Annotated in this window: 12 protein-coding genes; 10 read left to right on the forward strand and 2 right to left on the reverse strand. The window is 66.4% G+C overall.

The genetic code is table 11. The annotated features are described in order from the left end of the window. Nucleotides 1–124: 124 nt before the first annotated feature. The 9 genes from OYT95_RS22540 (at nt 125) to OYT95_RS22580 (ending at nt 11,827) form a co-directional block, all read left to right on the forward strand. A complete protein-coding gene (locus OYT95_RS22540; RefSeq protein WP_268789127.1) occupies nt 125–835 on the forward strand; it encodes a TetR/AcrR family transcriptional regulator in 711 nt (236 codons plus the stop codon). A gap of 181 nt (nt 836–1,016) precedes the next feature. Continuing rightward, nucleotides 1,017–2,378, forward strand: coding sequence for an MFS transporter (locus OYT95_RS22545; protein WP_268789128.1), 1,362 nt, complete (start codon nt 1,017–1,019; stop codon nt 2,376–2,378). Between the two features lie 84 nt (nt 2,379–2,462). After that, nucleotides 2,463–3,572 carry a LuxR C-terminal-related transcriptional regulator gene (locus OYT95_RS22550; protein ID WP_268789129.1) on the forward strand — a complete coding sequence of 370 codons (1,110 nt, stop codon included), beginning with the start codon at nt 2,463–2,465 and terminating at the stop codon, nt 3,570–3,572. A gap of 138 nt (nt 3,573–3,710) precedes the next feature. Beyond that, nucleotides 3,711–5,777, forward strand: coding sequence for a hydantoinase/oxoprolinase family protein (locus OYT95_RS22555; protein ID WP_128640898.1), 2,067 nt, complete (start codon nt 3,711–3,713; stop codon nt 5,775–5,777). A 10-nt stretch (nt 5,778–5,787) separates the two neighbouring features. Then, on the forward strand, nt 5,788–7,707 hold the full coding sequence (locus OYT95_RS22560) for a hydantoinase B/oxoprolinase family protein (protein ID WP_268789130.1): 1,920 nt from the start codon (nt 5,788–5,790) through the stop codon (nt 7,705–7,707). A 13-nt stretch (nt 7,708–7,720) separates the two neighbouring features. After that, nucleotides 7,721–7,981, forward strand: coding sequence for a hypothetical protein (locus tag OYT95_RS22565; protein WP_128640900.1), 261 nt, complete (start codon nt 7,721–7,723; stop codon nt 7,979–7,981). Between the two features lie 34 nt (nt 7,982–8,015). Next, nucleotides 8,016–8,780 (forward strand): SDR family NAD(P)-dependent oxidoreductase, encoded by a 765-nt coding sequence (locus tag OYT95_RS22570; RefSeq protein WP_128640901.1) that lies wholly within the window; start codon nt 8,016–8,018, stop codon nt 8,778–8,780. A 107-nt stretch (nt 8,781–8,887) separates the two neighbouring features. Next, nucleotides 8,888–10,351, forward strand: a complete 1,464-nt coding sequence (locus tag OYT95_RS22575; protein WP_128640902.1) for an aldehyde dehydrogenase family protein — start codon at nt 8,888–8,890, stop codon at nt 10,349–10,351. Between the two features lie 48 nt (nt 10,352–10,399). Continuing rightward, the gene (locus OYT95_RS22580; protein ID WP_268789131.1) at nt 10,400–11,827 is read left to right on the forward strand and encodes an MmgE/PrpD family protein; all 1,428 of its coding nucleotides are present in this window, start codon (nt 10,400–10,402) and stop codon (nt 11,825–11,827) included. Between the two features lie 76 nt (nt 11,828–11,903). On the opposite strand, the gene OYT95_RS22585 is transcribed toward OYT95_RS22580, so the two are convergent. Together OYT95_RS22585 and OYT95_RS22590 are read right to left on the reverse strand one after the other, a co-directional pair. Then, nucleotides 11,904–12,122 (reverse strand): WhiB family transcriptional regulator, encoded by a 219-nt coding sequence (locus tag OYT95_RS22585; protein WP_268789132.1) that lies wholly within the window; start codon nt 12,120–12,122, stop codon nt 11,904–11,906. A gap of 210 nt (nt 12,123–12,332) precedes the next feature. Continuing rightward, entirely contained in the window at nt 12,333–13,664 is a 1,332-nt protein-coding gene (locus tag OYT95_RS22590) for an MFS transporter (RefSeq protein WP_268789133.1), read from the reverse strand. 208 nt (nt 13,665–13,872) lie between these two features. On the opposite strand from OYT95_RS22590, the gene OYT95_RS22595 reads away from it, so the two are divergent. After that, nucleotides 13,873–14,337, forward strand: a complete 465-nt coding sequence (locus OYT95_RS22595; RefSeq protein WP_037229976.1) for a MaoC family dehydratase — start codon at nt 13,873–13,875, stop codon at nt 14,335–14,337. Nucleotides 14,338–14,376 lie beyond the last annotated feature (39 nt).

The raw sequence follows: 14,376 nt of genomic DNA on the forward strand, positions 1-14,376 counted from the left end.
GTGGCGACGACCACTAAACTCCGCTGCAACGTCGTTGTCAACGCTGTTGACAACTTTGTGGGTAGCGCGATGTGCAGGTGCTGTTTTGCTACGGTGGATCGGTCGAGGAATCGAGGGGAGCAGGATGGCGAAGGACACCGCTCGCGCCACAACACCGGGGCGGGCGACGCGGCGGGAACGCAAGGGGTTGCAGCAGGAAGCCGCGGTAAAAGCCGCGTTCGAACTCGCTCAGCGCGACGGCGCCGCGGGGCTGACGATGCGTCGCCTCGGCGAGGAACTGAAGGTCGATGCGACGACGCTGTACCGGCTGTTCCGTGACAAGGACGAGTTGCTACTGGCCGTCTACGACCACGCGACCGCGGTCGAGCTTGCGGAGATCGGAGAGGTGCCCGAAGACGAGCACTGGCAGGACACGTTGCGGCGCATCGCCGATCGGATCTGGGTGACCGCGGTCCGCTCTCCTGCCATCGCGGCGCTGACGTTCGCCCGCACGACGGGCGGTCCGGCAGAGCGCCGAATGGTCGAGCTGATCCTCGAGACGTTCGCGCGGTCGGGCCTGTCACGCGAAGCCACGGTCCGGTACTACCGGGCATTTGCCGACGCCACGCTCGGGCTCGCCGGGCAGGTCGCCGTACTCGCGACCCTGGATCCCGAGATCCAGGCGAAGGACGCTGCGTCATGGACGCGCATCTACGCGCATTTACCCGACGGCGAGTACCCGACGGCCCGTGCCCACATCACGGAGCTGACTGGCATCGATCGTCGGACGATCTACGATCTGGTGGTCGAGGCTGTGCTGGCGGCCGCCGAGCGCGAGAGCGCCGAGTCGGCCTAGCCATTCCTCAGGGGCTCGAACGACACCGTTCGTGCCGACCGCCCTCCCCGTGTGTTCGCCCGCAGCCGTAGGGGTGGCGCGCATCTCACTCACTCGCCACCCATGACCCCCGTCACTTGATTTTAAAGATTATGCATAATAGATTCACGCGACAAGCTGACCATCAGAGAGGACTTGACGCGTGGCGAAGAAACGCGAGATATCCGTTCGGCGGGGATCCCACGAGCGCGGGAAAAAGGTCGGCGCGGCAGTCATCATCGGAACGTCGCTGGAGTGGTTCGACTTCTACCTCTACGCGTCGATGGCGGCGCTCGTCTTCGGCAAGGTGTTCTTCCCGTCGGTGAATTCGTCGGTCAGCACCCTCGCGGCGTTTTCCACGTTCGCGGTCGGATTCCTGGCCCGGCCCTTCGGGGGCATCCTCTTCGGAATCCTCGGTGACCGCATCGGGCGCAAGGCGGTGCTGTCGATCAGCCTGCTGATCATGGGAATCGCGTCCGGGCTCATCGGGCTCGTGCCGTCGTATGCCGCGATCGGCGTGGCGGCACCGGCGCTGCTGATCATTCTGCGGATCCTGCAGGGCTTCGGCGCGAGTGCCGAACTGGGCAGCGCAATCACGGTGGCGTACGAGCATGCCGACGAGAAGACCAGGGGCCGGTACGGCGCCTACCCGGTGATGGGGGCGCAGATCGGCCTGCTTGCGGCGTCACTCGCTGTTGCCGCGGTCACCAGCCTCGACGACGAGGCCCTCTACACGTGGGGATGGCGGGTGCCGTTCATCGCGAGCTTTGCGATCGTGATCGTGGGCTACTGGATTCGCCGCGCGATGCCCGAATCGGAGGAATTCGAGAAGGTGGCGACCGAGGCGCGGCAACGTAAGGGCTTCCAGGTTCTGCGTGACCTGGTGCGCGGCAACTGGCGGGGCCTTCTCGTGGTTGCGGCCGTGTACGGCGGGTATTCCGCCCTCTCCTACACCTTCAAGACGTTCTCACTGTCCTACCTCACGGAGTTTCAGGGTGTGGCGAAGAATGTCGGCGCCCTCGGGGTGACGTTCGCGAGCATCGCGGCGATCATCGCGTGTCCGCTGATCGGGCGCCTGTCCGACCGTGTGGACACCCGCAAGGTCATGATCGGCGCGGCGATCGGGGTCGCACTGATGGCCTTCCCTGCCTTCTGGCTGTTCGACACCGGTCGCTCCCCGCTCATCTGGGGTGTCATGGTCGTGACCACGGGTGTCCTGGCACCGATGATCATGGTGGCGGCAAGCCCGTACATGGCACGGCAATTCCCCACCGAGGTCCGCGCCTCGGGCATCGGCACCGGCCGGGAGGTCAGCGGCGCCGCAGCAGGTGGCCTGGCCCCGATCCTTGCGCTGACGATGGTGACCATGTCGCCCAGCCACTCGACGTGGGGCGTATCGCTGCTGATCATCGGGTGCGCGGTTCTGGTGGTCGGTGGCGGGCTGTTCGACCAATCCCGTCGGGTGACGGGTGGCGCGACCGCACCGTCGGAGGTCCCGGAGGCGCTGGAGCCGCAGCGCCGCTAGCCCGCCGCAGGTCGTGCGGTCGTGACGTGGCTCACCAGGATGCCTAGCATGGTGCGTAGGCCAGCGACTTCATGGGAGTGCGGTATGCGCAACACGTCGATCCGGCAGGACGCCTCGGCGCTGCACAATGCGATCGCCGACCTCACCCACGACGTGAGTGTGCTGCTCGACCGCGACCTGAGCGGTCCGCAGCCGGCCGGCGCGCAGTCCCACAGTCAGGCGCTTGGCTGGCTGTGGGACCTCGTGACCGCCGAGATGACGCGTGCGATCGGCCAACACGACCCGTCGTCCGATGTTCTGACGCCCTTGATGGCGATTCTCGGCCGAATACGCGAGGCGGAGGCCGCGGTGGCGCAGTTGGGGCTGGCCGACCACGCGGAGATTCTCGCGAAGGTTCAGTCGGCGTTGGCACAGGTCGGCGACGTGCAGACCGTCGACGCGCTGCTGGCCCGGGCTCCCGAGGCGGTATGCAGCCTCGGTTTCGATCGCGCCCTGCTGTCGACGGTGGACGGCTCGTGGCGGTTGCATTCGATGCACGTCGTCCGCGACCCTCGCTGGGCGGACGAGATCGTGGCGGTGGGCCGGGAGAATCCGCCGGTTCTCGACCGCATGCTCGTCGAGAACGACACCGTGGTCGGTGCTCGCGCAACGCTTGTCCATGAGGTGCAGGACAACCCTCGCGTCAACCGCCCGCTGGCCGAGATCACCAGATCCTCGTCGTACGGCATTGCGCCGCTGATGGTCGACGGTGACGTCGTCGGGCTGGTGCACGGAGATTGCTATCACCAGCAACGCAATCTCACCAGTGTCGATCAAGCGCTGCTGTCGACGTTCGCCGAAGCGATGAGTCAAAATCTGGCGAGAGTCAGTGTGCTCGAGGGGCTTTCGGTGGTACGTACCCAACTGGACGGCCTCGGACGCTGGACCAAGGCACCCGGCCCCGGGGTAGCGAAGTCCGTCGCGCTCGGTCGCGACGACGATTCCGTGCTCACCCGCCGCGAGGTGCAGATCGTACGACTCATGGCGGACGGCGACTCCAACGGCAAGATCGCCCGCAGGCTGGTCATCTCCGAGGGAACCGTGAAGACCCACATCACCCGTATCCTGCGCAAACTCGGCGCAGCCAACCGGGCCGAGGCCGTGTCGATCTGGCTGCGCAATTCCGACGTCACGCGCACTACGACGCAACGCTGACGTCGGCTGAAGGTCGTACGGATCTACGACCTTCGTCAGATGTTCCCGCACCCTCCGTGCGGAAGAGTGACGTGCAACACAAACGTGGCGCAGATGCACTGCGCATGTCACTGAAGTACACAGCACGGAGGCCGAGATATGACGCAGAGTGAGCGGGCAGCCGACTGGATTGTCGGCATCGATGTCGGTGGCACCTTCACCGACATCATTGCGCTCAACCGCAAGACGGGTGAGACCCGAGACGGCAAGGTGCTGTCGACCCTCCAGCAGGAGGAGGGAGTACTGCTGAGCATCGAGGCGATCGGTGTCGAGGTTCCGGACGTCGCCGAGATCGTGCACGGGCACACGGTGGGCATCAACGCCCTGCTCAGCCGCACCGGCGAGCGCACCGGTCTGATCGCGACACGCGGTCACCGGGATCTGCTCGACATCGGTCGCATGCACCGCGAATTCGGTGACCGGTTCTACGATCCCACCTGGCTTCGGCCGCACCAGGAGCGGCCGATCGTGCAGCGTGAATCGCGCTTCGGCGTTCCGGAGCGACTGCGGTACGACGGGTCCGAGCTGTTGCCGTTGGACGAGAACGCCGTCCGCGACGCTGCACGCTCCCTCGCGAGCCAGGGCGCGAAGTCGGTGGCGGTGTGTTTGATGAACTCCTACATCAACCCCGACCACGAGCAGCGGGCGGCCGAGATCGTCGCAGAAGAGTTGCCGGAAGCCTACATTCAGACCTCCGCGCTCTACCCGGTGACCAAGGAACACGAGCGCACCACGACCGTCGCCCTCGACGCGTACGTGGGCCCGGCCGTCGTCGGCTACCTCGACCGGCTTATGAGCCAGCTGTCCGAGCGCAATTACGCTGGGACGCTGTGGATCATGATGATGAACGGCGGTGTCGCGACATTCGCCGACGCCGGCCGCGCTCCGGTGTTCCAGCTGGTCTCCGGCCCGGTCGGTGGCGTGAGCGGCAGCGTGAAGCTCGCCAACGAGAGCAGTTCGCCGAACCTGCTCACCATCGACGTCGGCGGGACGAGCACGGACGTGGCGGCGATCGTGCTCGGAAAGACGCCGCTCACCGATCTGTGGACGCTGGAAACCGGTCTCACCCTGACCATGCCGCTGGTCGACGTGGAGAGCGTCGGCTCGGGTGCCGGTAGCCTGATCCGGCCCAGCACGCTCGGCAATGTGGCGGTCGGTCCGGCTTCGGCCGGTTCGAATCCCGGTCCGGTGTGTTACCGGCGCGGTGGCGTCGAGCCCACGCTCACCGATGCGTGCGCGGCTCTCGGGGTCCTCCAGCCGGACCTGTTCGCCAACGGTTCCATTCGGCTCGACGTCGATGCGTCGCTCGATGCGCTCCGGAAGACCGGGGAGCAGTTCGGCATGTCGGCCCTCGAGCTCGCCTCGGCCGCCTACGAGGTCGCGTGTGAGGACATCGCCGCGAAGGTCCGCACGATCTCGGTCTACCGGGGACTCGATGTCCGCGAGTTCGCCCTGCAGCCGTCGGGGTCGGCCGGCCCGATGCTCGCCGACCGCGTCGGGCAGATCCTGGGCCTGGACAAGGTGATCGTGCCTCGCAACCCCGGCCAGTTCTCGGCCATGGGGCTGCTCCGCAGTGACCTGATGGTCACCCGGGCGCAGTCGATCATGAGCCCGCTCGCACCCGCGAGCGCCGATGCGATCGAGGCCGCCTTCGTCGCACTGCAGGACCGCATCCGTGGCGAACTCGACAGCCAGGGCGCCGACGTGGGTCGCATCCGCTTCGAGCGGGCCGTTTTCGCGATGTATCGCGGCCAGACGTGGGACAACCGCATGCCTATCCATTCCGGCGCTCTCACTGCCGACGGTGTGACCGATCTGGTGCCGCAGTTCCACGACTTCTACCGGGAATCATACGGTTTCGCGGCGACCGAGATTCCTGTCGTGATCTCGACGGTCGAGGTGACGGCGATCATCCCGCGCGAGCAGCACAAGACCGACCTCACCCCCGAGGACGGCGAGGCATTCCTCCGCACGACGGAGCTCACCTTGCCGGGCACGACCGAGCAGGTCGAGGTGTCCATCTACGTTCGGGAGCGTCTCCAACCCTTCGAGCGGGTGCAGGGCCCCGCCCTCGTCGCCGAGAAGTTCGCGACAACCCTCGTCCTTCCGGGCCGGACGGCCTACGTGGACGGCGACCTGAATCTCATCATCGAGCCCCAGAGCTGAGGAGCAGACCATGACGATCACCACCCCCGACACCGGCCCCGCGGTCGATGTCGAACTCGACATCCTCCGCTACGGCCTCACCGAGGTCGCCCGGGAGATGCTGGACTCGCTGATGCGCAGCGCCTTCTCCCCGGTCTGCCGCGACATCCTGGACTGCACCAGCGCCATTCACATGCGCACCGACGACGGCTGGGAAACCGTCGCGCTGTGGGAGGGCTGCATGCAGCACGCGTTCACCGCCCCGCACATTGCGAACTTCGTGATGGACGAGTGGGACATCGACAGCATGCAGCCCGGTGACGTCATCTTCGTCAACGACCCGTGGCGCGGCACCATCCACCAGTCCGACGTCAACCTGCTCCGGCCCGTATTCGTCGATGGCCGCGTGGAGTTCCTGTTGCATTCGACGTCCCACCTCGTCGATCTCGGTGGTGCGATCCCGGGCGGCTTCTCCAACGGCACCCAGACGCACTTCGAGGAGCAGCTGAAGCTGCCGCCGACGTTGCTGTACGCGAACGACGTTCCGGTTCGCCCGCTGTTCAACTTCATCCTCGAGAACAACCGGGTGCCGCAGCTCGTGCTCGGGGACCTGCGGGCCCTGCACGGCTGCCTGGTGGTCGGCGAGCGCCAGCTGCAGGATCTGATCGCCCGCGGGGGCCTGGCGAAGGTGCGTGCGGCCGGCCGCTTCGCCATCGAGGCCACCGAGGCCAGCATGCGGCGAGGTATCGCGAGTATTCCGGACGGCGATTACACCGCCGAGGACTTCCTCGACGAGGACGGCGTCTCCGACGAGCCGATTCCGGTCAACGTGACCGTGAAGGTGCGCGGAGATTCCATGGAGATCGACTTCTCCGGTTCGGGTCGGCAGCCCCTCGGCAACTGTGGCACCGCCTGGTGCGAGGCCTCACGCTGCATCGAGGCGGTCAAGCTGATGGTCGACCCGTCGACACCGGTCAACAGTGGCACGCTGCGCCCGATCGAGACTCTGCTGCCGTCCGGCAGCGTGGTGCAGGTCCTGCCGCCGTCGAGTTGCTCCAACCACGCAGATATCGGCGCCCGGGGGATCAATGTCGTCACGCAGGCCCTGAGCCAGGCGATGGACGAGGCATTCGCCTGTGACACAGGCACTGCCGTCGTCGTCAGCCTCGGCGGTATCGATACCCGCCCGGGCCACGAAGGCACACCATGGGGTGCCTTCGCGCTCGCCGGTGGCGGCTGGGGCGGCACGTGGAAGGACGACGGTGTCTCCTTCTGCGTGATTCCGATCGGCAACTGCCGGACGTCGGTGCAGGAACATGTCGAGATCGAGAGCCCCCTGGTCATCGTCCAACACGAGATGGTGATCGACACCGCCGGAGCCGGAGAATTCCGCGGCGGTCTCGGCTCGGTCTACTCGATCTTCGCCGAGTCCGACACGATGGTCACCATCACCGCCGACCGGGTCCGCTGCGGCGCTCCCGGCTCGAACGGTGGTGGCGCCGGCTCGCCGGCCTACGGCTGGTACATCGAGAACTTCGACCTTGCCGAACACGGTGATCCACTCGACCTGCGTGGCGCCGAGCCCCTGTTCGGCATGTTCGACGATCAGGGTCGGCCGGACCCGGACAACGGTGAGTTCGGGCGCGGGGCGCGCTACCAGACCGGCAAGTTCTCCGGACTCGTCCTGAAAGCCGGCGATGCGCTCCGCTTCGTCATCGGCGGTGGCGGCGGCTGGGGTGACCCCCTGGCCCGCATTCCCGGAAAGGTGCTGCAGGACGTCCGTAGCGGACTTGTCAGCCCCGAGTTCGCGGCCGACGCCCACGGCGTCGTGATCGCGAACGGTGACGTCGACGAGGCCGCCACATCGGCACGACGAGCGCAGCTGACCGCCGACCGCGGCCAGGGGCGCTGGAGCGTGCCGGTGGCCACCCCCCGCAACTGGAATCTCTGAGAAAGGCATCCCCATGGCAGTCGACCGGCTCCTGTTTCCCCGTCCCGAGACCGACCGGGTCTACGTCGAACGCACCATCGTCGACGGCGAATGTCCGTCATGCGGCGCAACGAGTCTCGCTCGCTATCCCGTCGCCAACCACCTCGGCCCCCGCATGGTCGTGAAGTGCCAGGACTGCTTTCACCACGTGTCGGTGACGCGTCCCGAGCCCGACGACAACTGGCCTGCATGGCGTTCGCCGGCCCGCGACTGGCCGGCCTCACGCGTCGGATAGGCATCAACGCATCTACTCGGAAGAAGGACGGAAAATGTCAGGATTACTCGACGGGAAAGTAGTACTCGTCACCGGCGCGGCGGGAGGCATCGGGCGCGCGACGTCGCTGTTGGCCGCGAAGGAAGGCGCACGGGTTGCGGCGACCGATGTGTCCGAGGAGGGCGTCGCGGCGACGGCTGACCTTGTGCGCGCGGCGGGCGGTGAGGCGATCGCGCTTCCCGCCGACCTCACGGTCGGAGCGTCGGTGGATGCGATGGTCGCCGCGGCCGTCGACCACTACGGCGGCCTGGACGGCGCGTTCAACAATGCGGGAGTGAGTGGCGGGCAGATCGGTCAGGGTGGTCGATCCGTTGCGGATTGGGACGAGGAAGCATTCGACCGGGCCATCGCAGTGAACCTCAAGGGCGTGTGGCTCTGTATGCGTGCTGAGTTGAAGCAGATGGTGACGCAGGGTGGGGGCGTCATCGTGAATACCGCATCACTCGCGGGTCTCACCGGATTCAAAACCACAGCGGGGTACGCGGCGGCCAAACACGGCGTCGTCGGCCTGACCAAGACTGCGGCAATCGAATACGCGCCGACCATCCGGATCAACGCGGTGTGCCCGGGTTATACCGACACCGATTTGATGAAGGATGCCAAGCGCCGCAGCGGATCCACCATCATGTCCCGGATTCCCTTCGGCGCACTCGCGCGACCCGACGACATCGCGGAGATGGCGTGCTGGCTCCTCTCCGATCGCGCCGGCTATGCGACCGGCGGCTCGTTCGTCGTCGATGGCGGATACATGGCGGGGTAACACCGCAAGTTCGACTCGTGAACATAATATATTGAGTATGGTGGTCCTGGCCCGGCCTTGTGCCGGGAAGGGCGCCGTGCACGATCGAGAGGCAGAGGTTCATTGTCATGTCCGCACTGATTGTCGAGGCCGAGTGCCACATCGACGGGCGCCGGATCGCGGGTGAGGGGGAGGCGGTCCGGTCGATCGACCCGACGACCGGCCGGGAACTGGCCGTCACACCGGCGGCGAGCCCGGCGCAGGTCGCCGCAGCGGTGTCCGCTGCCCGGCGGGCGTTCGACGACGGCGAGTGGAGCCGTCTCGGGCCTGGTGAGCGTGGTGCCTTGCTGCACCGGCTGGCGGATCTGCTCGAGCGGGACCGGGAGAAGATCGTCGACCTCGCCGCCACCGAGATCGGCACACCGGTCGGCAGCGCGGCGGCCTTGCATGTCGATCTGCCCGTCAGGTTCTTCCGATGGTTCGCCGACGCGGCGGCCCGTGGGCCGCGGGACGGGTACGAGCAGCCCCTTCCGCTGCATCACGACCCGGTCGTCTCGAGCAGCATGCTGGTGCGGGACCCGGCCGGTGTGGTGGCCGCGGTCGTCGCCTACAACGTCCCGGTCATGATGTGTGCGTACAAGCTCGGCCCCGCCCTGGCGTCGGGCTGCTCGACCGTCCTGGTGACCTCGCCGAGGGCCGTGTTGCTGACGTCCGCGATCATGCGGTTGATCGAGGAGGCGGGATTCCCGCCGGGCGCGGTCAACCTGGTCTTCGGCCCGCCGAGTGTGACCGCCCAGGTGGTCGGTGCCCCGGAGGTCGACCTGGTGACGTTCACCGGTTCCGCCGCGGTCGGCAGCAAGATCCTCACCTTGGCGGCCCCGACGCTGAAGAAGGTCGTCCTCGAGCTCGGCGGCAAATCACCCAACATCGTGCTGCCCGGCACCGACATCGAGACGGCGGTGCCCGCGTCCGCGTTGCGCTTCACCCGCAACAGCGGCCAAGCGTGCGGGGCGACGACACGAACCCTGGTGCCTCAGGCCGATTTCGACGAGTACGTCGAGAGGTCGGGCAAGTTCCTCGGTGGCCTCACGGTCGGCGACCCGCATCGGCCCGACACCGTCCTGGGACCGCTGATCACCGGGGATCATCGTGCAAATGTGGAGGGATTCCTGGCGCGCGCCCGAGAGGCGGGCGCCGAGGTTCCTGTCGGTGGGGGCCGGCCGCCGGGCCTCGATGACGGCTTCTTCCTCGAACCGACTCTGGTGACCGGCATCTCGAACGACGCGGAGATCGCGCAGGAGGAACTCTTCGCGCCCGTCGGAGTGGTGATGCCCTACACCGACCTGGACGAGGCCGTCCGCATGGCCAACGGAGTCAAGTACGCCCTCAACGCCAACGTGTGGGGTCCCACCGCCGACGCACTCGCGTTCGCTCGCCGCCTTCGCTCGGGCACCGTCACCATCAACGGCGGTGGCGGGATGCGCGGAGACGCCCCGTGGGGCGGACCCGGACACAGCGGAATCGGCCGCGAAGGCGGCGAAGAGGGATTCCGTGAGTTCTTCGAAGTCAAGCACATTCAGTGGCCCGTGTGACCGAACCGACGTCACCACCACCAACACAGCAACAAGAGGAAGAATCTGATGCCAACAATTGTCGAAGAACTCGCAGATTTCGCCGCCGGCGCCGAGGGACGATTACTCCCGGGTGACGTGGTTGCCGAGTCCAAGCGGATTCTGCTGGATACCCTGGGCTGCGCGGTGGCGTCGCTCGGCGACGCGGGCGCGCGCCGGGGAATCGAGTACGGCCGGTTCCTCGGCGGGTCGGGTGGCTCGGCGTCGATCATCGGGACGGGCACGAAGACGTCGGTACCCGGTGCGGCGTTCGCCAACGCCGAATTGGTCAACGCGCTCGACCAGGACGCGGTACTGCCGCCCGGTCACGTGACGCCCTACGTCGTGCCCGGTGCGTTGGCGACGGCAGAAGCTCTGCACTCCTCGGGCGAACGGCTGCTCACGTCGATCGCAGTGGCGCACGAGATGTCGTACCGCATCGGCAAGGCCACCGACTATCTACGCGACATCAAAGACGGTGTGGTCACCATCCCGAAGGTCATCGGCTACAGCAGCACACTGTTCGGTGCGGCGGCCGCGATCGGCGTGGTCAAGGGGTTCGGCAACGACACGCTGGCCGATGCGCTCGGGATCATGGGCTCGACGATTCCGACCAACACCCAGCGGGCATGGATGATGCACGCGCCGTCGACGACGATCAAATACCAGCTCGCCGGGGGCCTGGCCCTGTCGGCCGTGACGGCAGCGAGCCTGGCCGAACTCGGGCACACCGGTGACCGCCAGATGCTCGACGACCGCGAATACGGCTTCCCCCGATTCATCGGGACCTCACGCTGGGAGCCGACGCCGATCACCGCGGGTCTGGGGACGGAGTGGACCTTCACCCCGTTCCAGTCGTTCAAGCCGTATCCCCACTGCCGGGTCATGCACGCGCTGTTCGACGCCCTCACCGAGATCATCGAGGTCAACGACATCAAGCCCGACGAGATCGAGGCCATCAATGCCTGGGGCGAGAGCTTCGTGATGCAGCCGGTGTGGGTCAACGAGACCATCCGCAATCCGCGCGACGCGCAGTTCAGCATGACCCACGGCCTTGCCCTCGCCGCCCACCGGATTCCCCCGGGCAAGGACTGGCAGACGCCGGAAGTGGTGCTCGATCCGTCCGTCCTCGAGCTCACCACGAAGACGACGTTTCAGGAACACCCCGACTACACCGCGGCACTGGCGAGCAACCCGGCCGCACGCCGATCGCGCATCGAGGTCCACGCGCGCGGCACCCAGTTCTCCGGCGAACGCGGCTACCCCAAGGGCAGTCCGTCCCCCGACCCGGCCACCTACATGACCGACGACGAACTGATCGCCAAATTCCGCCACAACGTCGACGGAGCAGTGAGCGACGCGGACGCGGACGCCGTCATCGAGGCCGTGTACGACCTCGAGAACGTCGACGACATCTCGACGATCCTGAACCGATTGCAGCCCAACTCTGCTGACTGATCGGATCGAAACACTGCGCCGCCCTTGCCGAAGACTGGCGAGGGCGGCGCGGTTCTGTGTAGGCACCCGTGGAGCCCTACCCCGGCTTCCTCTGCCAGCGGCTCCATTTTCTGGCAGCGCCGAGTTCCCTCGGCGTCAGTCCGCCCCACACGCCGTGTTGCTCGCCCGAGTTGATTGCATACTGCCGGCATTCAGCGATGACCGAGCACCGTCGGCAAATGTTCTTCGCGGTTCGCTCGCGCTGAGGTTGGGCCTTCGGGTTGTCGTCGTCGAGATAGAAGACGGCGATGTCCATGCCACGGCACCGCGCGCGCAGGCGCCATTCCTCAGGGGTGGCACCCGGCGCCGCGTGCGATCCAGTCATCAGGACGCGCTCCGATCGATCGACGAGGATTCAAACATAATATATTGCGAGTCGGCCTGGGGCAATCGAATGGGCAGACGCGTGTGCCCGGTACTTCTGTCAACTGTCAGAAGTACCGGGCACACAACCGATCGCTGTGGGTCAGCGGGTGACGCGGAGGAGTTCGCGATCCCGCGCCGGGTCGGCGAGAATCAGTGCGAGAACCGCGACGACGGCACCCACGATGCCCAGGCATTGGAACGACGCCTGGTACCCGTCGATCTTCGTCGCCGAGGCGTCGACGACGATCCCCATCGCCCACGGTCCGATGATCCCGCCGATTGCCTGGATCGCGAAGAAGGCGCCGATGACGCCTGCTGTCTGGCGGGGCGGGCACGTCGCGATCACCGCGGCATTGAGCAGCGGGAACACCGCGACCACCAGCCCGTACGCCACCGACACCGCGCAGACCGCAAGGAGCGGAGATCCGAGGGCCGGCAGGCTCAGCAGCAACACACCGGCGACGATGACGCCGACGCACGGCACGACCACTCGGACGAGGCGGATCGACAGGCCGCGGCTGATCCCGCGGTCGCTCAGCCAGGAGCCGCCGACGAGCGTCGCGAGCCCGACGAAGCTCGGCGCAGCGAACAGGGTGCCCGACTCGAGCCGTGAATATCCCAAACCCTGCTCGAAGTACGACGGCAGCCAGGTGAGCACGACGGTCATGAGCGCGTAGGCGCTCATCGCGACGAGAACGGCGGACACGAAGGTCCTCGACGTGAGCAGACGCCGCCAAGCGACCGCCGGCTCGCTGTCGGTGTCTTCCGTCGATGTGTGCTTCCCGCCGACGACATACGGTCCCGGCCGCCAGGTCAGCAGCCACGGGACGCACCAGAACGCGGTCGCGCAACTGAGCACGATGATTGCTGCGCGCCACCCGTACTCGGCCACCACGAGCGCGAGAATCGGGACGACGGCCATCTTGGCCAGCATGCTTCCACTGATAATGAGCGCGCTCGGGAGCCCCCGCTTGGCGGGCGCATGCCAGGAGTAGGCGGCGGTGTGCAGCAAACCGGATGTGGGCCCCTCGGTGAGCCCGAGGAGCATCCGGCTCGCGAGCAGCACCGCGAATGTCGACCACACGACGAGCGGCAGCATGACAACGCCCCACAGCACGGCGATGATCGCGATGGACCACCGGAGCGCGAGAACCTTGTTGATCGGTCCCGCGAAGAAGCCGCCGAAGCTGAAGGCGAGGAAGAACATGCTGCCGGTGAAGCCGATCTGTGACGCGCTGAGCCCGAGGTCCTCGCTGAGCGGTTGAGCGATGAGGCCGAACACTGCCTTGTCGGATGCGTTCATGAGGTACAGCACCACGAGCATTCCCGTGATGCCCCACGCGGTCAGCTTGCGAGGTTCGGTTTCCGGTTCGGACCGAGGGGCTTTCGTGGGCACGGGGTCGGTTATGAGGTGTTCTTCGGTGTTGTTCACGTAAGGGTGCCCTTCAGTCTTGTCGTCGAGATCACACCATCAACGCTGTGTGTTATGCATCATATACTATTCACGCGTGGCGGAGGTTGCGCAATGCATCAAGCACTAAACATCCGTCCTTGCATGCATAATATATTTCACTTAGAGTGAGGCTACGAACTGCAGCGACCGAGAGCACTCGTCGTCGCTCGAGAGAAAGGGACGTCACATGCCGGGTCTGTACTTCGAGGAATTCGCACCGGGAATGGTCATCGATCACGAGGTGCGCCGCACCGTGACCGAAACCGACAACGTCCTGTTCAGCACGATGACCCTGAACATGGCGCCGCTCCACCTGGATGCGGAGTACAGCAAGGACTCCATCCACGGGCAGCGTCTGGTGAACAGCCTGTTCCTCCTCGGCCTCGTTGCCGGTATCTCGATGCACGACACCACGTACGGGACCACCCTCGGCAACCTCGGCTTCGACTCGATCAAGTTCCCCAAGCCGGTGTTCCACGGTGACACCATCCACGTGCGTACCGAGATCGTGTCCGCGCGGGAGTCCAAGAGCCGCAACGACTCCGGAATCGTCACCTTCCGCCACTACGGCATCAACCAGCGCGACGAGATCGTGTGCGACGCCACCCGCGTCGGCCTGATGCTCAAGAAGTCGGCCGACGCGCAGGCCTGATCGCACATCCCGACCGGACGATCGACCGCCCCAGACGAG

Source organism: Rhodococcus sp. JS3073 (assembly GCF_026810085.1).
GTDB lineage: Bacteria > Actinomycetota > Actinomycetes > Mycobacteriales > Mycobacteriaceae > Rhodococcus_F > Rhodococcus_F wratislaviensis.